The sequence below is a fragment of the Pseudomonas sp. PME37.24/025 genome, assembly GCF_055556615.1.
In genome coordinates, this window is sequence record NZ_JBVHNK010000006.1 from 273,741 (window position 1) to 296,489 (window position 22,749).

20 protein-coding genes are annotated in these 22,749 nt (G+C 60.3%); 11 read left to right on the plus strand and 9 right to left on the minus strand.

Going from position 1 to position 22,749, the window contains the following annotated elements; all coding sequences use genetic code 11:
* Positions 1–358 precede the first annotated feature (358 nt).
* From emhC to emhA, 3 genes are read right to left on the minus strand one after another with little or no spacing between them, the layout of a single operon-like run.
* Positions 359–1,819, minus strand: coding sequence for an efflux RND transporter outer membrane subunit EmhC (emhC, locus tag ACZ3HH_RS13375; RefSeq protein ID WP_465805218.1), 1,461 nt, complete (start codon positions 1,817–1,819; stop codon positions 359–361).
* A complete protein-coding gene (emhB, locus tag ACZ3HH_RS13380) occupies positions 1,819–4,980 on the minus strand; it encodes an efflux RND transporter permease subunit EmhB (protein WP_465805220.1) in 3,162 nt (1,053 codons plus the stop codon). The genes emhC and emhB overlap by 1 nt, the downstream gene beginning before the upstream one ends.
* Before the next feature lie 3 nt (positions 4,981–4,983).
* Positions 4,984–6,141, minus strand: a complete 1,158-nt coding sequence (gene emhA, locus ACZ3HH_RS13385; RefSeq protein WP_465805222.1) for an efflux RND transporter periplasmic adaptor subunit EmhA — start codon at positions 6,139–6,141, stop codon at positions 4,984–4,986.
* Between the two features lie 266 nt (positions 6,142–6,407).
* Between emhA and emhR the strand changes: the two genes are divergently transcribed.
* A complete protein-coding gene (emhR, locus tag ACZ3HH_RS13390) occupies positions 6,408–7,040 on the plus strand; it encodes an efflux system transcriptional repressor EmhR (RefSeq protein WP_465805223.1) in 633 nt (210 codons plus the stop codon).
* A gap of 163 nt (positions 7,041–7,203) precedes the next feature.
* Positions 7,204–8,088, plus strand: coding sequence for a DMT family transporter (locus ACZ3HH_RS13395; protein WP_465805225.1), 885 nt, complete (start codon positions 7,204–7,206; stop codon positions 8,086–8,088).
* 90 nt (positions 8,089–8,178) lie between these two features.
* On the opposite strand, the gene ACZ3HH_RS13400 is transcribed toward ACZ3HH_RS13395, so the two are convergent.
* From ACZ3HH_RS13400 to ACZ3HH_RS13410, 3 genes are read right to left on the minus strand one after another with little or no spacing between them, the layout of a single operon-like run.
* On the minus strand, positions 8,179–9,228 hold the full coding sequence (locus tag ACZ3HH_RS13400) for an alkene reductase (protein ID WP_038979272.1): 1,050 nt from the start codon (positions 9,226–9,228) through the stop codon (positions 8,179–8,181).
* A 22-nt stretch (positions 9,229–9,250) separates the two neighbouring features.
* The gene (locus ACZ3HH_RS13405; protein ID WP_465805227.1) at positions 9,251–10,417 is read right to left on the minus strand and encodes an MFS transporter; all 1,167 of its coding nucleotides are present in this window, start codon (positions 10,415–10,417) and stop codon (positions 9,251–9,253) included.
* A 2-nt stretch (positions 10,418–10,419) separates the two neighbouring features.
* A complete protein-coding gene (locus ACZ3HH_RS13410; protein ID WP_007903797.1) occupies positions 10,420–10,740 on the minus strand; it encodes an ArsR/SmtB family transcription factor in 321 nt (106 codons plus the stop codon).
* Between the two features lie 154 nt (positions 10,741–10,894).
* On the opposite strand from ACZ3HH_RS13410, the gene ACZ3HH_RS13415 reads away from it, so the two are divergent.
* Positions 10,895–11,473 carry an acyl carrier protein phosphodiesterase gene (locus ACZ3HH_RS13415; protein ID WP_465805229.1) on the plus strand — a complete coding sequence of 193 codons (579 nt, stop codon included), beginning with the start codon at positions 10,895–10,897 and terminating at the stop codon, positions 11,471–11,473.
* Between the two features lie 121 nt (positions 11,474–11,594).
* Here ACZ3HH_RS13415 and ACZ3HH_RS13420 read toward each other — a convergent pair whose 3' ends face one another.
* Both ACZ3HH_RS13420 and olsB read right to left on the minus strand, forming a co-directional pair.
* Complete coding sequence (locus tag ACZ3HH_RS13420) at positions 11,595–12,386, minus strand: lysophospholipid acyltransferase family protein (protein WP_465805231.1); 792 nt, start codon at positions 12,384–12,386, stop codon at positions 11,595–11,597.
* The gene (gene olsB, locus ACZ3HH_RS13425; RefSeq protein ID WP_019580897.1) at positions 12,386–13,141 is read right to left on the minus strand and encodes an L-ornithine N(alpha)-acyltransferase; all 756 of its coding nucleotides are present in this window, start codon (positions 13,139–13,141) and stop codon (positions 12,386–12,388) included. Before olsB ends, ACZ3HH_RS13420 begins: the two co-directional genes overlap by 1 nt.
* A gap of 154 nt (positions 13,142–13,295) precedes the next feature.
* Here olsB and ACZ3HH_RS13430 point away from each other — a divergent pair, with 154 nt between their 5' ends.
* From ACZ3HH_RS13430 to ACZ3HH_RS13450, 5 genes are all read left to right on the plus strand, one after another.
* Positions 13,296–14,177, plus strand: coding sequence for an acyl-CoA dehydrogenase middle domain-containing protein (locus ACZ3HH_RS13430; RefSeq protein ID WP_465805233.1), 882 nt, complete (start codon positions 13,296–13,298; stop codon positions 14,175–14,177).
* A 180-nt stretch (positions 14,178–14,357) separates the two neighbouring features.
* Entirely contained in the window at positions 14,358–15,452 is a 1,095-nt protein-coding gene (locus tag ACZ3HH_RS13435) for a serine hydrolase domain-containing protein (RefSeq protein WP_465805235.1), read from the plus strand.
* Entirely contained in the window at positions 15,449–15,778 is a 330-nt protein-coding gene (locus ACZ3HH_RS13440) for an amidase (RefSeq protein ID WP_465805237.1), read from the plus strand. The genes ACZ3HH_RS13435 and ACZ3HH_RS13440 overlap by 4 nt, the downstream gene beginning before the upstream one ends.
* A gap of 276 nt (positions 15,779–16,054) precedes the next feature.
* Entirely contained in the window at positions 16,055–16,645 is a 591-nt protein-coding gene (locus ACZ3HH_RS13445; RefSeq protein WP_465805238.1) for a YceI family protein, read from the plus strand.
* A 1-nt stretch (position 16,646) separates the two neighbouring features.
* Complete coding sequence (locus tag ACZ3HH_RS13450) at positions 16,647–17,804, plus strand: phospholipase D-like domain-containing protein (RefSeq protein WP_465805240.1); 1,158 nt, start codon at positions 16,647–16,649, stop codon at positions 17,802–17,804.
* A 131-nt stretch (positions 17,805–17,935) separates the two neighbouring features.
* Here the strand turns inward: ACZ3HH_RS13450 and bglX are convergent, their stop codons facing one another.
* Positions 17,936–20,227, minus strand: a complete 2,292-nt coding sequence (gene bglX / locus ACZ3HH_RS13455; RefSeq protein ID WP_465805242.1) for a beta-glucosidase BglX — start codon at positions 20,225–20,227, stop codon at positions 17,936–17,938.
* 234 nt (positions 20,228–20,461) lie between these two features.
* Between bglX and ACZ3HH_RS13460 the strand changes: the two genes are divergently transcribed.
* The 3 genes from ACZ3HH_RS13460 to ACZ3HH_RS13470 are packed head-to-tail and all read left to right on the plus strand — an operon-like array spanning position 20,462 to position 22,542.
* Entirely contained in the window at positions 20,462–21,070 is a 609-nt protein-coding gene (locus tag ACZ3HH_RS13460) for a LemA family protein (protein WP_465805244.1), read from the plus strand.
* 43 nt (positions 21,071–21,113) lie between these two features.
* Positions 21,114–21,866 carry a TPM domain-containing protein gene (locus ACZ3HH_RS13465; RefSeq protein WP_465805246.1) on the plus strand — a complete coding sequence of 251 codons (753 nt, stop codon included), beginning with the start codon at positions 21,114–21,116 and terminating at the stop codon, positions 21,864–21,866.
* Between the two features lie 58 nt (positions 21,867–21,924).
* On the plus strand, positions 21,925–22,542 hold the full coding sequence (locus tag ACZ3HH_RS13470) for a TPM domain-containing protein (RefSeq protein WP_465805248.1): 618 nt from the start codon (positions 21,925–21,927) through the stop codon (positions 22,540–22,542).
* Positions 22,543–22,749: the final 207 nt, after the last annotated feature.

The following is a 22,749-nucleotide window of genomic DNA, read 5'->3' on the forward strand; positions in this document are numbered from 1 at the left end:
GAACCTGTTGTTATTGGTTTTGTACGACAGATGGTGAGGGAAATGGACTAAATGGTTCAATCGGGGGAGGGCGGGTTTTGGGCGATTATCGAACGTAAGATTGATCCGGACTTTGTGGTGTCGGGACCGACCTCATCGCGGGCAAGCCCGCTCCCACAGTGTCCGTGTCGAACCCAGATTCTGTGAGCCCGCTGAGCGGTGTCCATATCGAACACAAACTCTGTGAGCCCCGCTGAACCTGTGGGAGTGGCGGTGCGGCGGTCCGACTTGCCCGCGATGGGGCCAGCATGGTCAATACAACTTTTCCGATGGCCAACAAAAAGCCCACCAATCGGTGGGCTTCGTGTTTACCGCGCTATCAGAACAACTTCATCTTCGGCGCTTCTTCTTTCAACGGCTCGTTCTTCGCCGTCTGTTCATTCCAGCCGCCACCCAACGCCTTGTACAGATTGACCGCGCTGACCAGCTGCGCCAGACGGTCGGTGATCAGCGCTTGTTGGGCACTGAACAGCTGGCGCTGGGCATCGAGGAAGGTCAGGTTGCTGTCGACACCGATGCGGTAGCGACGCTCGGCCAAACGGTAGTAGTCCTGGTTGGCGCTGACGAAGTCACGCTGAGCCTGCAACTGCTCGGTGTAGGTTTGGCGTGCGGCCAGGCCGTCGGCGACTTCCTGGAAGGCCGTTTGAATGGACTTCTCGTAGTTCGCCACGCCGATGTCTTTCTGGATTTTGGAGTAATCCAGGCTGGCGCGCAGGCTGCCGGCGTTGAAGATCGGCAGGTTGATCTGCGGCTGGAACAACCAGGTGCCCGAACCGCCCTTGAACAGACCGGACAGGTCCGGGCTCAGGGAGCCGGCATTGGCGGTCAGGCTGATGCTCGGGAAGAACGCAGCCCGTGCAGCGCCGATGTTGGCGTTGGCAGCCTTGAGGTTGTACTCGGCCTGAAGGATGTCCGGACGACGTTGCAGCAAGTCCGACGGCAGGCCGGCCGGTACTTCGCTCAGCAGGTCGTCCGACAGTGGCTTGGCCGCTTGCAGATTGGCCGGGATACCGGTGCCGAGCAGCAGCACCAGACTGTTTTCATCCTGGGCGACCTGACGGGTGTATTTGGCCTGTTGTGCACGGGCGTTTTCCACCGAGGTACGCGACTGGGCCAGATCCAGCGCCGAGGCTACGCCCACTTCGTTGCTGCGCGAGGTGAGCTTGTAGCTCTCCTCGAAGGCGCCGAGGGTTTCCTGGGTCAGTTTCAGCAGCTCCTTGTCAGCCTGCCAGGTCAGGTAGGCATTGGCCACACTGGCCACCAGACTGATCTGGGTGCTGCGGCGCGCCTCTTCAGTGGCGAAGTACTTCTGCAGGGCTTCTTCGCTCAGGCTGCGCACCCGACCGAACAGGTCGAGTTCATAGGCGCTGATGCCGACGGTGGCCGAGTAGGAACTGCTGATGGCCGCTTCACCGGTTTGCGATGACCGTGCCGGAACTCGCTGACGGCTGCCGCTGCCAGTGGCCGAAACGGCCGGGAACAGATCGGCGCGCTGGATGCGGTACTGAGCCGCGTAAGCGTCGATGTTCAGCGCCGCGACGCGCAGGTCACGGTTGTTCTCCAGCGCGGTCTGAATCAGCTGTTGCAGCGCCGGGTCATGGAAAAACTGCTTCCAGCCCTGTTCGGCGGCGGCCTGGTTAGGCGCCTGGGCCGGCGAATAGGCCGGGCCTTGCGGGTATTGGCCCGCCACCGGCGCTTCAGGCTGCTGATAATCGGGTATCAGCGAGCAGCCGCTCAGCACGAAGGCGGCGACTGCGATGGAGAGTAGCGACTTGCTCATTAGCCAGCCTCTTTAGAAGGTTCAATGGCGTCATCCTGGTCGGCGACTTTGCGCTGGCCCATGGACGACACGGTGACGAAGAACAATGGGACCCAGAAGATCGCCAGCACAGTGGCCGTGATCATACCGCCAATCACCCCGGTACCGATCGCATGTTGGCTACCCGAACCTGCGCCCGTGGAAATGGCCAGCGGAACCACACCAAGCACGAACGCGAGCGAGGTCATGATGATCGGTCGCAAACGCATCCGGCAGGCTTCGATCGCGGCATCGCGCAGGCTACGTCCTTGCTCATGCAGTTCCTTGGCGAACTCGACGATCAGAATGGCGTTTTTCGCCGCCAGACCGATCGTGGTCAACAGCCCCACCTGGAAGTACACGTCGTTGGACAGGCCGCGCAGGCTGGTCGCCATCAGCGCACCGATAATCCCCAGCGGCACCACCAGCATCACTGCGATCGGGATCGACCAGCTTTCATACAACGCCGCCAGACACAGGAACACCATCAGCAGCGACAAGGCGTACAACGCTGGTGCTTGCGAGCCGGACAGACGTTCCTCGTACGACAGACCGGTCCAGGAAATACCGACACCGGCCGGCAGTTTCTTGGCCAGGGCTTCGACTTCGGCCATCGCTTCACCCGTGGAATAGCCTGGCGCCGGGGCACCGAGAATTTCCATCGCTTCCACGCCGTTGTAACGGGCCAGTTTCGGCGAACCGTAGATCCACTCACCCTTGGCGAACGTCGAGAACGGAACCATGGTGCCGGCGCTGTTGCGCACATACCATTTCTTCAGGTCTTCGGGGCTCATGCGAGCGCCAGGCAGGCCTTGTATGTAAACCTTCTTCACTCGACCGCGGTCGATGAAGTCGTTCACATAGCTACTGCCCAGGGCAATCGACAGGGTGTTGTTGATGTCGGTGAGGGTCACGCCCAGGGCGCTGGCCTTCTCATCGTCGATTTCCAGCTGGTATTGCGGCTCGTCGTTCAGGCCGTTAGGACGGACTTGCGACAGGACCTTGCTTTGTGCCGCCATGCCGAGGAACTGGTTACGTGCCGCCATCAGCTTGTCGTGACCGATACCGGCGCGGTCCTGCAGGAACACGTCGAAACCGGTGGCGTTGCCCAGTTCCAGTACCGCTGGCGGGGCGAAGGCAAACACCATCGCATCGCGGAAGGTAAAGAAGTGCTGCTGGGCGCGGGCCGCCAGTTTGAACACGCTGTTGTCGGCGTTACGTTCGTCCCATGGTTTGAGCATGATGAACGCCATACCCGAACTCTGACCACGGCCGGCGAAGTTGAAGCCGGTCACGGTAAACACCGAGGCCACCGCATCGCCTTCGCCACCCTCGTTGCTTGGACGCAGCAGGAACTCGCGCATTTCGTCCACGACCACTTGCGTGCGCTGGGAGCTGGAACCGGCCGGGGTCTGCACCTGGGCAAACAATACACCCTGGTCTTCTTCCGGCAGGAACGCCGTTGGAATACGGGTGAACAGCCAGATCATGCCGACGACGATAATGATGTAGGCCAGCAAGTACGGCGCCTTGTTCGCGAGCATATTGCCCACGCCACGCTCGTAGCTTTTGACCCCACGGTCGAAGCTGCGGTTGAACCAGCCGAAGAAGCCGCGTTTCGGCGTGCCGTGCTCACCTTTTGGAATCGCCTTGAGCATGGTGGCGCAGAGCGCCGGGGTGAAGATCAACGCTACCAGTACCGACAGGGCCATGGCCGAGACGATGGTGATCGAAAACTGCTTGTAGATCACACCGGTGGAGCCACTGAAGAACGCCATCGGCAGCAGTACCGCCGATAGAACCAGGGCAATACCGACCAGCGCACCCTGGATCTGACCCATGGATTTCTTGGTGGCCTCCTTGGGTGACAAGCCTTCTTCGCTCATGACCCGTTCGACGTTCTCCACCACGACGATAGCATCGTCCACCAGCAAGCCGATGGCCAACACCATACCGAACATGGTCAGGGTGTTGATGCTGAAACCGAACGCCGCGAGGATCCCGAACGTACCCAGCAATACCACCGGCACGGTCATCGTGGTGATGACGGTGGCACGGAAGTTTTGCAGGAACAGGAACATCACCAAAAACACCAGTACGATCGCTTCGACCAGGGTTTCAACCACACCCTTGATCGACTCGGTCACCACCGGGGTGGTGTCGTACGGGAACACCACTTCCATCCCTTCCGGGAAGAAGGGCTTGAGGGTGTCAATGGTCTTGCGCAGGGCTTTTGCGGTGTCGAGGGCGTTGGCGCCGTTGGCCAGTTTCACCGCCAGACCGGAGGCCGGGGCGCCGTTGAACTGGGCGCTGATCGAGTAGTTTTCACCGCCCAGACCGACTTCCGCAACGTCGCCGACACGCACTTGCGAGCCGTCCTTGTTGACCTTCAACAGAATCGCCTTGAACTGCTCGGCAGTCTGCAGACGGGTCTTGCCGATGATCGTAGCGTTCAGTTGCTGGCCGGGCAGGGCAGGCAAGCCGCCGAGTTGACCGGACGATACCTGGACGTTCTGCGCCGCGATGGCGGTTTTTACATCTACCGGGGTCAGGTTGTAGTTGTTCAACTTGGCCGGGTCGAGCCAGATCCGCATTGCGTACTGGGCACCGAAGACCTGGAAGTCACCGACACCGGCTGTGCGCGAGATCGGGTCCTGCATGTTCGACACGATGTAGTTGGACAGGTCGTCCTTGGTCATGCTGCCGTCGCGCGATACCACGCCGATGACCATCAGGAAGTTCTTCACCGACTTGGTCACGCGGATACCCTGTTGCTGCACTTCTTGCGGCAGCAGCGGGGTGGCCAGGTTCAGCTTGTTCTGGACCTGAACCTGCGCGGTATCGGAGCTGGTGCCCTGCTCGAAGGTCGCGGTAATGGTCATGTTGCCGTCGGAGTTACTTTCCGACGAGACATAACGCAGGTTATCGATACCGTTGAGCTGTTGCTCGATCACTTGCACCACGGTGTCTTGCACGGTTTGTGCAGACGCGCCCGGGTAGGTCACAGAGATCGCAATGGCTGGAGGCGCAATGCTCGGGTATTGGTTGATCGGCAGTTTGAGGATCGATAGAGCCCCGACCAGCATAATCACCAGGGCAATCACCCAGGCGAAAATCGGACGGTCGATAAAAAATTTCGACATGGTTTACTCCCCTTTGCCGCCGACAGCTGTGTTAGCTGCCTGTGCGGGGGCCGGGCTCTTTATGCCAACGTTAGTGGCTTCAGTGGCCTTGACTTCAACGCCAGGTCTGACGAATTGCAGCCCTTCGGTGATCACGCGATCACCTGCCTTCAGACCGTCTTCAATCAGCCATTGGTTACCGACAGTGCGGCTGGCCTTGAGCTGACGCAGTTCGACCTTGTTGTCCGGACCGACAACCAGCGCGGTCGGAGAGCCCTTGAGGTCGCGGGTCACGCCTTGTTGCGGGGCCAGAATCGCCGCGCTGTTCACACCGGCCTGCAACTGGGCGTGAACGAACATGCCCGGCAGCAAAATGTGATCAGGGTTCGGGAACACGGCACGCAGGGTCACGGAGCCAGTGGTCTGGTCAACCGAAACTTCGGAGAACTCGAGCTTGCCGTCCACCTTGTACTGGCTGCCGTCTTCGAGAGTCAGCTTGACCGCGGCGGCATTATCGCCAGCCTTTTGCAGACGACCGCTTTCCAGTTCGCGGCGCAGCTCAAGCAGCTCCACCGAAGACTGGGTTACGTCGACGTAGATCGGGTCCAGTTGCTGGATGACTGCCATGGCGTCGGTCTGGCCGCTGCTGACCAGCGCGCCTTCGGTCACCGACGAGCGGCCGATGCGACCGGAGATCGGTGCGTAAACCTTGGTGTAGCGTACGTTGATCTGGGCACTTTGCAGGGACGCTTCCGATTGCAGGCGGTTGGCCAGCGCGGTGTCGTATTCCTGACGGCTGACAGCCTGTTCGTCGACCAATTGCTTGTAGCGGTCGGAGATCGACTTGGTCGAACGCAGGTTGGCTTCGGCGCTTTTCAGGGTGGCGTCATAGACCGATGGGTCGATCTGATAGAGCTGCTGACCGGCCTTGACGTCGCCGCCTTCCTTGAATAGTCGCTTGAGAATGATGCCGTTGACCTGTGGGCGAACTTCGGCGATGCGGAACGCACTGGTGCGCCCCGGAAGTTCGGATGTCAGGGTGAAGGCTTGTGGTTGCAGGGTTACGACGCCGACCTGAGGGGTGGGTGCGGCAGGTGCCGCCTCTTCCTTTTTACATCCGCTGAGCAGCGATGCCAGGGCGACGGCAGTAACCAGAGCGGTAACAGCTGGCTTGAATTGCATGAAGATCCTCGGGTCAGGCGCGCAAATTGCGCACAAGAAATGTGGAAGGTTAAAAAATTTTTGCCGGGTGGATAAGTAGCTTGCTAATGAATATACTTACGTTCATGGTTGTTTGTAAAGGCCTTGGCGGTGTACCCACACGGTTACAGAAGCCGTTCAAAGGTTTGAATTCCAGGCCTGATGAGACGCCCAAGAGCGCTCGCCCCACTTTTATTCAGCTGATATTCAGACATCGCTGAAGCACCCCTGATTGAGGTTTTACTGCCATGGTCCGTCGTACCAAAGAGGAAGCTCAAGAAACCCGAAGCCAGATACTCGAAGCGGCAGAAAAAGCCTTTTTCGAGCGGGGCGTGGCCCGCACGACGCTGGCGGACATCGCTACCCTGGCCGGCGTGACTCGCGGGGCCATCTACTGGCATTTCAGTAACAAGGCGGATCTGGTGCAGGCGATGCTCGATACCTTGCATGAGCCGCTGGATGAAATGGCCAAGGCCAGTGAAAGCGAAGATGAACTCGATCCGCTGGGCTGCATGCGCAAGCTGCTGATTCATTTGTTTCATCAAGTTGCCTTGGACCCGAAAACCCGACGCATCAACGAGATTCTGTTTCATAAGTGCGAATTCACCGATGAAATGTGCGATCTGCGCCAGCAGCGCCGAACGGCCAGTCTCGATTGCAATGTGCGAATTGCTCTGGCCCTGAGTAATGCAATGAATCGCGGGCAATTGCCGGAAGACCTCGACACTGCCCGCGCGGCCATCAGCCTGCATGCGTACGTCGACGGCATCCTGTATCAGTGGCTGTTGGCCCCCGACAGTTTTCAACTGCACACCGAAGCCGAGCGTTTGGTCGATACAGGGTTGGATATGCTGCGCTTGAGTCCGAGCCTGCGCAATTGAAACAAAATGCGTAATTGGATCCGTTTGTGTCAAGACTTGAAGCGGGGGAAATGTCCCTGCTTCGCTCGCCTTTCTGTAATGGGGTGCTTTTATATACGTACGTTTGCCAGGTTGATAGGTAGCGAGCTACGTATTTTGTAGGAATTTTGTGTCGAGTCTGTGAATGAATGTTAACAACCCGGGCTACAAGGGCGCCGAGCAGCCGATAAAGGGTATTGCGCTGATCTGCCTGGCGGTTTTGTTGTTCGCCAGTCACGACACGTTGTCCAAGTACCTGTCCGGGTTCTACCCGATCGTGATGGTGGTTTGGGCACGCTACGTGGTGCACACCTTGTTGATGCTGGTGATTTTCGTGCCACGCAGTGGTTTCTCGGTGGTAGTGCGCACCAAGCGTCCGGGTTTGCAGTTATTACGCGCCCTGTGCCTGATCGGCACCAGCTTGTTTTTCACTACCGGCCTGCGTTACATCCCCTTGGCCGAAGCCACCGCCGTCACCTTTCTTGCTCCTTTATTAGTGACCGCGTTGTCCGTACCGTTGCTGCATGAGCGGGTAACCCGCAATCAGTGGCTGGCGGTGCTGGGTGGATTCGTCGGGGTGTTGATCGTCGTGCGGCCCGGCGGTGCGCTGTTCACCCCGGCGATTTTGCTGCCGCTGTGTTCGGCGCTGTGTTTTGGCTTCTATCAATTGCTCACCCGCTTGCTCAGCGGTATCGACAGTCCGACCACCAGCAACTTTCTCACCGGCATTCTCAACAGCCTGATCATGACTGCACTGTTGCCGTTCTTCTGGAGCACGCCAACGCTGCTGCACGGCCTGTTCATGATTGGCCTGGGCACTTGCGGCATGCTCGGTCACATGCTGCTGACCCAGGCCTTCCGCCATGCGGCGCCGGCGATGCTGGCCCCCTTCAGTTACGGGCAGATTCTGTTTGCCGGGATGTACGGGTATTTGATCTTCGACCATACCCCGGACAGCTTTGGCGTGATCGGTATCGCGGTGATTTGCCTCAGCGGTCTTGCGGTCGCCTGGGGGCAGCGCAAGCGCTGACAGGATCGCCTCCAAACGACCCTTTGATCTTCCATACGCAAAAGCCCCGGCTCTTTCGAGTCGGGGCTTTTGCGTTTCAACGGCAGACGTTTACAGCGCCGGGTAGTCGATGTAGCCGACCGGACCCTTCGCATAGAACAGTTCCGGACGCGCCTCGTTCAACGGCGCATCGGCCTTTAAGCGTGCCGGCAGGTCCGGGTTGGCAATGAACGGCACGCCAAAGGCGACCGCATCGGCCTTGCCGCTGGCCAGCCACTCGTTAGCGCTGTCCTTGGTGAAGCGTTCGTTGGCGATGTATGGGCCGCCGAAGGCTTCTTTCAGTTGTGGGCCGAGGCTGTCGCCGGCTTCTTTCTCGCGCGAGCAAATGAAGGCGATACCACGCTTGCCCAGTTCGCGAGCGACGTAGGTGAAGGTCTCGGACAGGTTGTCGTCGCCCATGTCATGGAGATCGGCACGTGGTGACAGGTGCACACCTACGCGGCCCGCGCCCCAGATTTCGATGGCGGCATCAGTCACTTCCAGCAACAGGCGCGCACGGTTTTCCAGGGAGCCGCCGTAGTTATCGGTGCGCTGGTTGGTGCTGCTTTGCAGGAACTGGTCGAGCAGGTAACCGTTCGCGCCGTGGATTTCCACACCGTCGAAACCGGCCGCCTTGGCGTTCTCGGCACCCACGCGATATGCGTCGATGATGTCGGCGATTTCAGCGGTTTCCAGCGCGCGCGGGGTGGGGAAGTCGGCCAATGGACGCACCAGGCTGACATGACCCTTAGGCTGGATGGCACTCGGCGCGACCGGTGCTTCGCCGTTCAGGTACAAGGGGTGGGAAATCCGACCCACGTGCCACAGCTGCAGGAAGATTTTGCCGCCAGCGCCGTGGATTGCTTTGGTCACGTTGCTCCAGCCGCGCACCTGGTCGTTGGACCAGATGCCGGGAGTGTCCGGGTAGCCCACGCCTATCGGCGTCACCGACGTGGCTTCGCTGAGGATCAGACCGGCAGAGGCGCGTTGCACGTAGTACTCGGCCATCAGCGCGTTCGGCACACGGCCTTCGTCGGCGCGGCAGCGGGTCAGCGGCGCCATGATGATGCGGTTGGCCAACTCGAGGTCGCCCAGTTTGATCGGATCGAAAATAGTCGTCATTTAATACAACCCTCGTTAGGTATCAGTTGGTAGCAGGGGCCAGTTCGGGATCGCCGCTCTGACGGAAAGTAATCAGGGTCACCAGCAGGGCGAGTACCGCCAGTGCGGCTGCCGCGAGCGGCACGCTGGTCAGACCGAAACCGTGGGCGATGACGCTGCCGCCGACCCAGGCACCGAGCGCGTTGCCGACGTTGAACGCGCCGATGTTCAGGGTCGAGACCAGGTTGGGTGCCGCCTTGCCGAAGGTCACCACGTTCACTTGCAGGGCTGGCACGGCGGCGAAGCACGCGGTGGCCCAGAGGAACAGGGTGATTTCGGTTGGAATCACGGCAATGCTGGTCCAGGTCAGCACGGTGGACACGACCGCCATGGTGATGAACACACCGATCAGCGTCGCAGCCATGCTTTTATCCGCCAGCTTGCCGCCGATGATGTTGCCGACCGTCAAGCCCAGGCCGATGAGCATCAAGGTCCAGGTCACGCCGCGTGGCGAGACTCCGGTGACCTCGCCCAACAGAGGGGCGACATAGGTGAACAAGGTGAAGACCGAGGCAGCGAACAACGCAGTCATGCTCAACGACAGCCAGATGCCGGCGCCTTTGAGGGCGCGCAGTTCGGCGCGCATGTCGAGTTTCTCTTCGTCGCGCTTGGCCGGCAGGAAGCGGATCAGGCCGATCAGCGCAATCACACCGATCACCGTCACCGCCCAGAAGGTCGAGCGCCAGCCGGCTTCTTGACCGAGCGCAGTACCCAGCGGCACGCCGAGGACGTTGGCCAGGGTCAGGCCGGTGAACATCAGGGCCACGGCCGATGCACGTTTGTTGGCCGGTACCAGGCCTGCAGCTACCACCGAACCGATACCGAAGAAGGCGCCGTGACACAAAGCGGTGACCACACGGGCAAACATCAAAACGTTGTAGTCACTGGCCAGGGCGCAGAGCAGGTTGCCAATGATGAAGATGCCCATCAATGCTACCAAAGCGGCCTTGCGCGGCAGTCTGGCGGTGGCCAGTGCCATGAACGGTGCACCGATGGCCACGCCCAGGGCGTAACCGGTCACCAGCCAGCCGGCGCCGGGGATCGACACACCAAGGTCGGCCGCCACCTCGGGCAACAGGCCCATGATGACGAACTCGGTGGTGCCGATGGCGAAGGCGCTCAAGGCCAGAATGAGTAGCGAGAGGGGCATTGTCAGTTCCTTGTCGGAGCGCGGAGCTCCTTGTCGATGGCGTCGAGGAACGCCTGAATCACGTCCTCGTTGCGTTTGAAGAAGTGCCATTGACCGGCTTTCTGGCTGCTGATCAGTCCCGCCCGTTGCAAGGTCGCCAAATGGGCGGACACGGTCGACTGCGACAGGCCGCAGCGTTGATCGATCTGTCCGGCGCAAATGCCGTACTCGTGGTTGTGGAGCTGTTCCGGGAACTGGACCTTGGGGTCTTTCAGCCAGATGAGAATGTCTCGGCGTACTGGGTGTGCCAGCGCTTTTATTATTTCGTCGAGGTCGATGGTCATGGTTTGGGCTCGTGATGAGTAAAACGCTATATCGCGATGAGGCGAACTTTAAATCGGTACTTCGCGATATACCAATATGAATTTGATCTGATGACCGCGTAAATCGGTATATCGGGTTATAACGATATGGATGGCGCAGTGCTAAGCTGCGCGCATGAACTATCTCGCACATCTGCACCTCGGTGGCCAGCGCCCCGGTCAAATGCTCGGCAGTCTGTATGGCGATTTCGTCAAAGGACGGCTGCAAGGGCAGTTCGATCCGGAGATCGAAGCGGCCATTCAGCTGCACCGCAGCATCGACGTGTTTACCGACCGCCACCCGTTGGTGGACATCGCTTTGTCGCGGTTCTCCATCACGCGCCGGCGTTACGCCGGGATCGTGCTCGATGTGTTTTTCGACCACTGCCTGGCGCGGGACTGGACGCTTTACTCGGATCAGCCACTGGAGCAGTTCACTTCGGACGTGTACAGGGTGCTGTCCACTGAGTCGCAGTTGCCGGAGCGCCTGGCGATGATTGCGCCGCACATGGTGGCCAATGACTGGTTGGGTTCTTACCGGGAATTCGCGGTGCTGGAGCAGGTGTTGCGGGGGATTTCACGCAGGTTGACCCGGCCCGAGGAGTTGGCCGAGGCGATGCAGGAATTGCGACGATTGTATGAACCGTTGAGCGAGGATTTTCGGTTGTTCTATCCCGAGTTGCAGGACTTTGCCCAAAACTATCCAACTACATAAATAACTGTGGGAGCGGGCTTGCCCGCGATTGCGGTATGTCATTCAACATTACCGTTGAATGTTAAGCCGCCATCGCGGGCAAGTCGGATCGCCGCACCGCCGCTCCCACAGGGATTTGTGATTAAGCAGCAATAGCCGGGCGCATTGGTGCTTGCTGCATTTCCGGAATCGCCCCGAACAACGCCTTCTGCACCGCCTGCTGCGCTTCGAACGCCAGCGCAGCACGTTCCCGGTCCTGGCATTCGATCGGCTTGAGCAGATGAATTTCCACCTCACCCCGATCATTGGCGAACAAGCGCATCAGGTGCGACAGCAAATCATCATCGCCAATGAACGGTGCCAGAGTATCGAGCTTGCCATCGCGCAGATAACGAATCGCCACCGGTTGCAGCGCCACTTCGGAATCGATCGCCGCGGACAGTAAGCGACCATGAAACGTACGCAGCGAGCGGCCATCGGTGGTGGTGCCTTCCGGGAACATCAGCAGCGGGTGCTCTTGCTCCAGATGGCGGGTCATCTGTTTGCGGATCAGCTGGCTGTCGCCTGAACCACGGCGAATGAACAGGCTGCCGGCCTTGGCCGCCAACCAGCCCGCCACCGGCCAGGTGCGCACTTCGGCCTTGGACAGGAACGACAGCGGCGTGAGCATGCCCAGCAATGGGATGTCGGTCCAGGACACGTGATTGCTGACCCAGAGCATCGGTTGCTTGGGCAGCTCACCCTGCACGGTCACGCGAAAGGGCAGGGCATTGCTCAGCCGCGCCATGAAAAACCGCGACCAGCGCTGGCGACGGACCATCGAATGGGCAACCCCCAGTCGCTCGAACAACCCGAACACGCTGGCCATGCTCAAGCCCAGCGTCACCACCAAAAGCACTCGCGCAATTCGCGCGTACACCCGCAAGCGGCTCATTACACAGCCGCCTTGAAGTGCTTGGCGTAACGCGGGCAGAGCTCGTCGCGCTTGAGCAGGATGAACACGTCGGCCACCTGGAAGTCTTCGTCCCAGCACGGCTCGCCGCAGATTTTTGCGCCCAGACGCATATAGGCCTTGAGCAGCGGCGGCATTTCGGCGATGACGTTGGACGGAATATCCAGCGTCGGCAATGGCTTCTTCGGCTCGGCCCGCAGGTGTTCGGTGCACAGGTAGCGTTCGCGCAGGCGCTGCATGATTGCGTGGGCCTGTATGCCGCCGTCCTGCATCGGAATGCTCGCGCACCCCATCAAATAGCTGTAGCCGCCCTGGTTCAGCACTTCGGCCAGTTCACCCCAGAGCACGGCGATAGTGCCGCCGTTGCGGTAGGCCGGGTCGACGCAGGTGCGACCGATTTCCAGGATCGGGCCTTTCAAATGGACCAGGCCATGCAGGCTGAATTCTTCTTCGCTGTAGAACTTGCCCAGGCTGCTGGCCGCTGTGTGGTCGAGCAATCGGGTGGTCGCCACCAGGCGCCCGGTGTTCAAGTCACGCACGCCGATGTGGGCGCAGTGAACATCGTAGTCGTCCATGTCCAGACCCAGCTCCGCGCCTTTCAGCCTGGCGTTGAATTCGCCGCTGAACACGTTGAAGCGCAAGGCCTGGGCTTCCTGCAACGCCTCGGCGCCCACCAGGCGTTCGGCTTGCAGGCGGCGTTCATTGCCGGTGTCGCTGATGCGGGCGATCTGAGTCATTGTGAGTCTCCGTACGGGCTGGCCACCCGTCTTGGGTTGCAGCCGATCGACTTTCTTTATGCAGCCGTGTTGTGCAAAGTCAGGCTATGTAGCCCCGGTGTCATCGCCATGAAGCTTTGGTGATGCTTATATGACAGCCCACAAGGAGCCTCTTATGCCCTGGCAAACCCTGTTGAAACGCCGCGATCGTCTGCCCGCCAATCCTGATCTGGGCGAAGGCTTTGCAGCCTTGTTGCAACAGTTGGGCGCGGTGTCGCCGTTCGAGTTGGCGGTGGTCGGTGGACGGCTGATGGCGACACCGGGGCTGGCGTTTCTGGTGGGTTATCAAGCGGCGTTGCGCATGCTCTGGCCGAGCGCGCCGCTGAGCCTCGGCGCGTTGTGCGCGACCGAACAGCGCAGTTTGCGGGTGGCGGACATGCAGACCCGTCTGCGTGATCTGCGCCTGAGCGGGCGTAAGGATTTCGTCACCGCTGGCGATGCCGCCGACTGGCTATTGGTCGCCGCCCGCAGTGAAGAACCCGGCGAAGTGCCGCGCTTGAACCTTGCGGTGGTTTACCCCGGCGAACCGGGCGTGCGTCTGGAAAAGCTCGCGCCGATGCCACTGATGCCAGACATAGGCCACGGCCGGTTGTTTCTCGACAACGCGCTGTGTGAATTGCTGGCGGGGGATGGCTGGGACGCATACGTCAAACCGTTCCGTACCCTCGAAGACACCTATGTGCTGAGCGCCATGACTGCGTGGCTGTTTGGCGTTGGCCAAGACAGCGACTGGTCGCAAACCTTGCAACTGCGTTTGCTGGCGCTGCTGGCCGGGTGCGCGGAAGTCAGCCGCCAGGCGCCGAACAATCCGGCCGGGCATGTGTTGCTGGGCGGGTTGTTTGCGCAGTTCGATGGGCTCAAGGCTGAAGTGAATCAGGCCCTGGCCGATGGCCCGCCACAATGGGCGGCGATGTGGCAGCGCGATCAGACCGTGATGGATTTGGCGGCAGGGGCGCGGGGCAAGCGGTTGGCCAAGGCGTTGGCGGGATTGTCGTAAGGTTGGAGGGACCCTTCGCGGGCAAGCCCGCTCCCACATGATCTGCGTCGTACACAATATTTTGCACACCAGAGATCCTTGTGGGAGCGGGCTTGCCCGCGAAGGCGGCCTCATTGGCGACGTAAATACTGTCATCAAGCTCGACTAGGCTCAGCAGGTTCATCCCTCCGAGCGCCCCTCATGTTCAAAGGCTTGTCCCTGATTTTCATACTGCTGCTCAGCCTCACGGCCCACGCCGAAAACTGGCCGGCCGAGCAATGGTCACCCGGCCCGAAAGTCACCGGCCCGGCACTTCAGGCCCTGGAGAGTTACGCCTTCCCACCCCGTGACGATGCCACTCACCAAGGCATTCGCACCGATGCCTTGCTGGTGATCCGTGACGGCCAACTCGTCTACGAACGCTACGCCGGCCCGACCACTGCGCAAACGCCGCACCTGACCTGGTCCATCAGCAAAAGTCTGATGGCCGCGGTGCTCGGTGTGGCCTATGGCGAAGGGCTGTTCAAACTGCAGGACCCGGCGGTGCAGTTCTATCCAGCGCTGGAAAAACACCCCGCCATGACCATGGCCGACCTGCTGCACTGGGCCTCGGGCCTGGACTGGCAGGAAGACTACGAATACGCACCATTGAAGTCCTCGGTGGTGGCCATGCTTTACACCCGTGGTCACCGCGACATGGCGGCGTTCACTGCCGACCACGACGAGTACGCTAAACCCGGTCAGGCATTCCGCTACTCCAGCGGCGACAGCAACCTGCTGTCCGCCGCGCTTAAAACCATCGTCGGCCCGGCCCGTTATCCGGATTATCCATGGACCGCGCTGTTCGAACCCTTGGGGATTCGCAGTGCGGTGTGGGAAGCGGATGCCACGGGGACGTTTGTCGCATCGTCCTACGCCTATCTCACTGCCCGGGATCTGGCGCGGGTCGGCCTGTTGATGGCGCGCGACGGTCGTTGGCGTGAGCGGCAATTGCTGCCCAAGGATTGGGTCGACTTCAGCCGCGAGCCTTTCGCTGGCTATCAAGCCAACCAGGATGAAGCAGTGCCCGGCGGGCATTGGTGGCTCAATCGCGCGGTGGATGGCGCGACACAACCTTGGCCCGATGCCCCCGCCGATACCTTCGCCGCGCTGGGCCATTGGGGCCAGGCGATGTACGTGATTCCCAGCGAAAACCTGGTGATCGTGCGCTACGGCGATGATCGCGATGGCAGTTATCGGCACAACGAATTGCTCAAACTCGCGCTCAAGGCCTTTGCCATGAAGGTGCAGCCATGAGCCATCACCGTTTTATTCGTCGTCGGCCGTTCAGCACGCTGTTGCTGGTGCTGCTGATCGCCTTGCTTGGCTGGGTCTGGCAGGAGCGGGTGGCGCTATGGGCTTTCCCGGACATCATCAGCGCCTACACCAGCAAGGAATACTGCTCGTGCCGTTATGTGATGAACAATCCGGCCGAGTATTGCCGGAGCTATGTGAAGCAGTATTTGCCCTCCAGCGGGTTCGTCGATGACGCCGCGAACAAGCGCGTGACGGTTGGTGGTATGGGGCGCAGCAATAGCGCTGTGTGGGTTGGTGAACGCCAAGGCTGTCGCCTGCAGCCGTGAAGCCGATGTGTTTGTGGTGAAAGTGTTTTGTGGTCAGAGGGCTTTTGTGGCGAGGGGCTTGCCCCCGTTGGAGGGCGAAGCACTCCCAGGATGATCAGGCAATGAATGTCTTCAGGTAGAACACATGCACAGGTTTGGCGGCTGCTGCGCAACCGAACGGGGGCAAGCCCCCTCGCCACAGGTAAGTGTTTTCGCCTCAAGATCTGTGGCATTAGAGTTTGCAACCTGCCTCAGGCCAGTTAAGGTTCGCTCAGGTTTATCTGCCCATGAGTCCCTATGTTCAACCGCTTTGTCTGCAAAACCCTCGCTTTCCTGCTGCTGGCCGGTGTCACCGTGTCGGCCCAGGCCAATTGGTATCTGGACGGCGAGTCCTCGCGGCTGTCGTTCATCAGCACTAAAAACGCCAACATCTCCGAAGTGCAGCGCTTTCTGGTGCTGCACGGCAAGGTCGATCCCAAAGGCCTGGCGCAGGTGGAGGTTGAAATGGAGTCGGTCAACAGCGGCATTCCGTTGCGCGACGAACGCATGCGCAAGGAGCTGTTCGAGATCCAGACGTTTCCCGAAGCGCTGATCACCACGCAGATCGATCTGCAGCCGATCAACGACCTGGCGCCCGGTGCACAACTGGAGTTGCGCCTGCCGTTGACCGTCAACCTGCATGGCAAACAACACCAATACAACGCCGAACTGCTGGCGACCCGTCTCGATGATCGACGCTTCCAAGTGGTGACCCTTGAGCCTTTGGTGATCAGCGCTGAAGATTTCGACCTGGCCCCGGGCCTGGAAAGCTTGCGCAAGGTGGCCGGTTTGTCGGCCATCAGTCTGTCGGTGCCGGTGGGTGCGGTGCTGATTTTCACGGCGCGCTGAGATGCGCGGCGCAATTTTCCCGTGGCGCGAAGGCAACCGCTTTGAACTGCTGATCGACGGCCCGCAGTTTTTTCCGCGAATGCTGGTGGCGATTGCCCGCGCCGAAGAACAAGTCGAACTGGAACTGTACCTGGTGGAGGCGGGAGCCTGCGCCGAGGCCATGGTGCAGGCGCTGGTCCAGGCTGCCGAACGCGGTGTGCGAGTGCGCTGCCTGTTCGATGACTACGGCAGCCTGGCCTTTACCCTGACCTTGCGTCAGCGCTTGATGGCCGCCGGTGTCGAGTTGCGTTTCTACAATCGCCTGAGCTGGCGCCGCTGGGTGGGCAACTTTTATCGCGATCACCGCAAGTTGCTGCTGGTGGATCAATGCCTGGCGGTAGTCGGCGGCACCGGGGTCACCGATGAGTTCTGGACGCCAGGCGAAGACACCAGCGAATGGCACGAAGTGATGGTGGAAATCGTCGGCCCGTTGGTGCTCGACTGGCAGTTATTGTTCGACCGCCAATGGATTGCCAACCGCCATCGGCGCGCCTGGAAACCCACTGCGCACTTCGGTTTGCCGCGCTTGCCGCGAGTGCCGGCCATGGGCGAGGGCATGGGGCGGGTCGCCTATGCCGACGCCCGCCAACACCGCGATATTTTGCAATCGCTGGTTCGCGCGCTGAACAGTGGCCAACGCCGAATCTGGCTGGCCACGCCGTATTTCCTGCCAACGTGGAAAGTCCGCCGCTCACTGCGCCGGGCGGCGGCTCGTGGCGTCGATGTACGTCTGCTGCTGACCGGGCCGCGCACCGATCACCCGTCGGTGCGCTACGCCGGGCATCGCTACTACCCGCGTCTGCTCAGGGCCGGGGTGAAAATCTTCGAGTACCAGCCGTGTTTCTTGCACCTGAAGATGGTATTGATCGATGACTGGGTGAGCATCGGCTCCTGCAACTTCGATCACTGGAATCTGCGCTTCAATCTGGAAGCCAACCTCGAAGCCCTGGACCCCGGACTGACCCGGGCGGTGGCGGCGAGTTTCGAGAATGACTTTGCCCTGAGCCAGGAAGTCAGCCTCGAGGCATGGAAGCGCCGGCCGTTGTGGCGGCGGGTCAAGCAGCGGGTATGGGGATGGGTGGATCGGCTGGTGGTGAATCTGCTGGATCGGCGAGGATAGTCGTCACACTACAAAACACTGTGGGAGCGGGCTTGCCCGCGATGGCGGCCTCACATTCGACATAGATGTTGAATGTTATGGCCTCATCGCGGGCAAGCCCGCTCCCACAGGTACTTGCAGTGGTTGAGGAATTACAGCAACTCAAAGCTCTGCTGCGTCACGTCCTGGGAGTCCAGGCCGATCTGCACGTTGAACTTGCCCGGTTCCGCGGCGTACTTGAGCTGGGCGTTGTAGAACTTCAGGTCATCCTCGGTGATGGTGAAGTGCACGACTTTCTGTTCGCCGGCCTTGACCAGTACTTTCTGGAAGTTCTTCAGTTCCTTGACCGGGCGGATCATCGAACCGGTCACGTCCTGGATGTACAACTGCACCACGGTTTCGCCGTCACGCTTGCCGGTGTTCTTCACCACGACGCTGGCGTCGAGCTTGCCGGTCTTGTTCAGTGTGGTCGACGACAGCGCCATGTCGGTCAGGCTGAACTGGGTGTAGCTCAGACCGAAGCCGAACGGGAACAGTGGCCCGGTGGTGTCTTCGAAATACTGCGAGGTGTAGTTGCCCGGTTTGCCCGGCGTGAACGGCCGGCCAATGCTCAGGTGGTTGTAGTAGGTCGGAATCTGACCCACCGAGCGCGGGACGCTGATCGGCAGTTTGCCCGACGGGTTGTAGTCGCCGAACAGCACGTCAGCGATGGCGTTGCCGCCTTCGGTGCCGGTGAACCAGGTTTCCAGAATCGCGTCAGCCTGCTCTTTCTCTTCGAGAATCGACAGCGGGCGGCCGTTCATCAACACCAGCACCAGCGGTTTGCCGGTGGCTTTCAAAGCCCTGATCAGCTCGCGCTGGTTGGCCGGGATGTTCAGGTCGGTGCGGCTCGACGATTCGTGGGACATGCCACGGGATTCGCCCACCGCTGCCACCACCACATCCGCTTGCTTGGCAGCCTTGACCGCTTCATCGATCAACACATTGGCCGGGCGCGGATCATCCACCACTTCCGGTGCATCGAAGTTGAGGAAGTTCAGGTAATCGAGGATTTTCTTGTCGCTGGTGATGTTCGCGCCACGGGCGTAGATCAGCGTCGACTGCGCGCCGAGTGCGTGGGTCATGCCGTCGAACAGCGTTACCGATTGCGCGGGCCGGCCAGCGGCAGCCCAGCTGCCCATCATGTCGATTGGGGCCTTGGCCAGTGGACCGACCAGAGCGATTTTCGCGGTTTTCTTCAGCGGCAGGGTGTCGCCCTGGTTCTTCAGCAATACCTGGCTGCGGCGCGCCACATCACGGGCCTCGGCGCGGTGCAAGCGGCTTTCGGCGTAGGTGTCAGCCGGGTCATCCTCGGCCTTGCCGATGCGCAGGTACGGGTCCTTGAACAGGCCCATGTCGTACTTGGCGGCGAGTACTTCACGCACGGCGTTGTCGATGTCTTTCTGTTCGATCTCACCGGCCTTCAGCAACCCTGGCAATTCCTTGCCATAGAGGGTGTCGTTCATGCTCATGTCGATGCCGGCCTTGATCGCCAGCTTCGCGGCTTCGCGACCGTCAGCGGCGACGCCGTGCTTGATCAACTCGAAAATCGCCCCGTGATCGCTGACCGCCAGGCCCTTGAAGCCCCATTCCTTGCGCAGCAGGTCGTTCATCAGCCAAGTGTTGGCGGTGGCCGGCACGCCGTTGATGGAGTTCAACGCAACCATCACCCCGCCAGCACCGGCGTCAATCGCGGCGCGGTACGGTGGCAAGTAATCCTGGTACATCTTGACCGGGCTCATGTCGACGACGTTGTAGTCGCGACCACCCTCGACCGCGCCGTACAAGGCAAAATGCTTGACGCTGGCCATGATGCTGTCGGCCGCGTTCGCGCCTGAGCCCTGGAACGCCTTGACCATTACGCCGGCGATCCGCGAAACCAGGTAGGTGTCTTCGCCGAAGCCTTCGGACGTGCGGCCCCAGCGTGGGTCGCGGGAGATATCGACCATCGGCGCGAAGGTGATGTCGAGGCTGTCAGCCGCCGCTTCCTTGGCGGCGATGCGCCCGGACAGGCCGATGGCGTCCATGTCCCAGCTCGAGGCCAGGGCCAGCGGAATCGGGAAAATGGTCCGGTGGCCGTGGATCACGTCATAGGCGAAGAACATCGGGATCTTCAACCGGCTGCGCATGGCCGCGTCCTGCATCGGACGGTTTTCGGCGCGAGTGATCGAGTTGAAGGTGCCACCGATATTGCCGGCCGCGATCTCCTTGCGGATCATCTCCCGCGGCATTTCCGGGCCGATGCTGATCAGGCGTAACTGGCCGATCTTTTCATCGAGGGTCATTTGCTTCATCAGGTGGCTGATGAAGGCGTCCTTGTTCTCTATAGGTGCGGGCGTCGTGGCGGCCAATGCGGTATGACTGGCCAGGCTGACGAACAGGCCCAGCAAACACAGCTTCTTCATGAATGGTTTTCTCAAAAGCCTAAACGGCAGTGAATACGCGCCGGTCAGCCAAAATTTAGGGAGCGACTATTGTTGTTCAGGTAAATGCAGCACACTTCTGCAGTGTGTCAGTGCTGGGCATCTTTTAGCCCATTGGCTCGATGCAATCCAGTAGCGGCGCAGATTATGCCCCAAGAGCGGGGTTCAAGGTTCACCGGTTGTTTTTCAACGGAATGTGCAAGGAGCGTCAACCAGATGAATGTACGACACCACTATCGGTCGAGCCTGCAGGTTACAGCCTTGATGTTGCTGACCACACTACTGGCCGGTTGCGGCATCAACACTATCCCGACCCTCGACGAGCAGGCCAAGGCTGCCTGGGGCCAGGTGCAGAACCAGTACCAGCGCCGCGCCGACCTGATTCCCAATCTGGTGGAAGTCGTCAAGGGCTACGCCAAGCATGAAGAAGCCACCCTGACGGCGGTGATCGAAGCCCGGGCCAAGGCGACGTCGATCCAGGTCGATGCGAAGTCCCTCGATAATCCGGAAAAACTCAAACAGTATCAGCAGGCCCAGGATCAGTTGAGCGGTGCCCTGAGTCGCTTGATGGTGGTGTCCGAGCGCTACCCGGACCTCAAGGCCAACCAGAACTTCCTGGCGCTGCAATCGCAACTCGAAGGCACCGAGAACCGCATCGCCGTGGCGCGTCGCGATTTCATCCTCGCGGTGCAAAAGTACAATACCGAGCTTCGCACCTTTCCCGGTCGCCTGTGGCACAGCGTGATGTACAGCGATTTGCCGATTCGCGAAACCTTCGAGGCCACCACTCCTGGGGCCGAACAAGCGCCGCAAGTGAAATTCTGATCAACGCCCTGTCGGCGATACAGTTATCAGGGATGAGGTTCCAATGCGTGTTTTTAGAATAGGCCTGGCGCTATTGTTGTGCGCCATGGCGCTCACGGCCCAGGCCGAATTGACGTTTCCGGCACTGACCGCGAGGGTGGTGGACAACGCCCGATTGATCGAGCCCGGGGTGCGCGAGCAATTGACGCAACAGCTCCAGGCTCACGAAAAGGCCACCGGTGAACAAGTGGTGGTCGTCACAGTGGAAAACCTGCAGGGCGCCAGCATCGAAGACTTCGGTTATCAGCTGGGACGCCACTGGGGCATCGGCCAGAAGGACAAGAACACCGGTGCCTTGCTGATCGTTGCCCGTGACGACCGCAAGTTGCGCATCGAAGTCGGCTATGGACTGGAAGATCGCCTGACCGATGCCCAGAGCTCGGTGATCATCAATCAGGTGATCACTCCCTCGTTCAAGACCGGCAATTTCAGCAAGGGCATCAGTGACGGCGTGGCCGCCATGCTGGTGGTGCTGGGCGGCAACCCGCTGAATGTGGGGCAGCCGGAAGACGAAGAGTCGTTCGGCCAGATATTTGCCAATGGCGTGGGTATGCTTTTTATCATGGCATTGCCTTTTTTGATTACGTACTGGTTCCTGAACATGCTCGGCGTGGTGGGCCCAAGGGGACGAAGCTCGTCTGACGACATATTCTATGGCAGCGGCTCTGGTGGGGGCAGCGGCAGTGGAAATGACGGCGGGGGCTTCAGCGGCGGCGGGGGCGGTTTCGGGGGCGGCGGTTCGTCGGACGGTTGGTGATAACACTGAGAGTCATAACATTGCTGGTAAAAATAATAGCGAGCAGGCATTCATAACCATGGCATTACTGACTGAACACGAACAACGCAAAGTCGCCGAGGCAATTGCCCGGGTCGAGCGCGATACCGACGCCGAACTGGTGACGGTGCTGGCGGCCCGCGCCGACGATTACGCGTATATCCCGCTGCTCTGGGCCAGTCTGCTGGCGTTGGTGGTGCCGGGTATCGTGCATTACCTGACGGGCTGGCTGACCCTGCACAGCCTGTTGCTGGTGCAGTGGCTCAGTTTCATCGTGTTGTGCCTGGCGTTCCGGATTCCGAAAGTCACCACGCGCCTGATTCCGCGCACGGTGCGTCACTGGCGCGCGTCGAACCTGGCGCGTCGGCAGTTTCTGGAGCAAAACCTGCACCACACAGTGGGCAGCACCGGCATGCTGATTTTCGTCTCCGAGGCCGAGCGCTATGTGGAGATTCTGGTGGATGAAGGAATTTCCAAACGGCTGGACAACAAGAACTGGGACGCGATAGTGGCGGCGTTTACGCAGCAGGTGAAACAGGGGCAGACATTGCAGGGGTTTGTGACATGCATCGAGGCGTGCGGCGAGTTGCTCAAGGTGCATGTGCCGGTGACCCATATGCGCAATGAATTGCCGAATCGGTTGGTGGTGTTGGGCTGACGCCATTTCCACCCTGAGGCACTTTGTTTGAGGTGCTTTTGTGGCGAGGGAGCTTGCTCCCGCTGGGCTGCTAAGCGGCCCCAAAATCGGTAAACGCACTCCATCAGATACATCTCGTTGTCTGCTTTACGACTGCTGCGCCCGGGCGCGGATCGGCCGGCGGGAGCAAGCTCCCTCGCCACAGAATCTTTGCCGTTTGGCAAATAA

Excerpts from the sequence above, each read along its gene's own strand:
- bglX (WP_465805242.1), bottom strand. The coding sequence starts at position 20,227 with ATGAAGAAGCTGTGTTTGCTGGGCCTGTTCGTCAGCCTGGCCAGTCAT.
- ACZ3HH_RS13420 (WP_465805231.1), bottom strand. The coding sequence starts at position 12,386 with ATGAGCCGCTTGCGGGTGTACGCGCGAATTGCGCGAGTGCTTTTGGTG.
- ACZ3HH_RS13415 (WP_465805229.1), top strand. The coding sequence starts at position 10,895 with ATGAACTATCTCGCACATCTGCACCTCGGTGGCCAGCGCCCCGGTCAA.
- ACZ3HH_RS13435 (WP_465805235.1), top strand. The coding sequence starts at position 14,358 with ATGTTCAAAGGCTTGTCCCTGATTTTCATACTGCTGCTCAGCCTCACG.
- ACZ3HH_RS13450 (WP_465805240.1), top strand. The coding sequence starts at position 16,647 with ATGCGCGGCGCAATTTTCCCGTGGCGCGAAGGCAACCGCTTTGAACTG.
- ACZ3HH_RS13460 (WP_465805244.1), top strand. The coding sequence starts at position 20,462 with ATGAATGTACGACACCACTATCGGTCGAGCCTGCAGGTTACAGCCTTG.
- olsB (WP_019580897.1), bottom strand. The coding sequence starts at position 13,141 with ATGACTCAGATCGCCCGCATCAGCGACACCGGCAATGAACGCCGCCTG.
- ACZ3HH_RS13410 (WP_007903797.1), bottom strand. The coding sequence starts at position 10,740 with ATGACCATCGACCTCGACGAAATAATAAAAGCGCTGGCACACCCAGTA.
- ACZ3HH_RS13470 (WP_465805248.1), top strand. The coding sequence starts at position 21,925 with ATGGCATTACTGACTGAACACGAACAACGCAAAGTCGCCGAGGCAATT.
- emhB (WP_465805220.1), bottom strand. The coding sequence starts at position 4,980 with ATGTCGAAATTTTTTATCGACCGTCCGATTTTCGCCTGGGTGATTGCC.
- ACZ3HH_RS13440 (WP_465805237.1), top strand. The coding sequence starts at position 15,449 with ATGAGCCATCACCGTTTTATTCGTCGTCGGCCGTTCAGCACGCTGTTG.
- ACZ3HH_RS13395 (WP_465805225.1), top strand. The coding sequence starts at position 7,204 with ATGAATGTTAACAACCCGGGCTACAAGGGCGCCGAGCAGCCGATAAAG.
- ACZ3HH_RS13400 (WP_038979272.1), bottom strand. The coding sequence starts at position 9,228 with ATGACGACTATTTTCGATCCGATCAAACTGGGCGACCTCGAGTTGGCC.
- emhR (WP_465805223.1), top strand. The coding sequence starts at position 6,408 with ATGGTCCGTCGTACCAAAGAGGAAGCTCAAGAAACCCGAAGCCAGATA.
- ACZ3HH_RS13465 (WP_465805246.1), top strand. The coding sequence starts at position 21,114 with ATGCGTGTTTTTAGAATAGGCCTGGCGCTATTGTTGTGCGCCATGGCG.
- emhC (WP_465805218.1), bottom strand. The coding sequence starts at position 1,819 with ATGAGCAAGTCGCTACTCTCCATCGCAGTCGCCGCCTTCGTGCTGAGC.
- ACZ3HH_RS13430 (WP_465805233.1), top strand. The coding sequence starts at position 13,296 with ATGCCCTGGCAAACCCTGTTGAAACGCCGCGATCGTCTGCCCGCCAAT.
- ACZ3HH_RS13445 (WP_465805238.1), top strand. The coding sequence starts at position 16,055 with ATGTTCAACCGCTTTGTCTGCAAAACCCTCGCTTTCCTGCTGCTGGCC.
- ACZ3HH_RS13405 (WP_465805227.1), bottom strand. The coding sequence starts at position 10,417 with ATGCCCCTCTCGCTACTCATTCTGGCCTTGAGCGCCTTCGCCATCGGC.
- emhA (WP_465805222.1), bottom strand. The coding sequence starts at position 6,141 with ATGCAATTCAAGCCAGCTGTTACCGCTCTGGTTACTGCCGTCGCCCTG.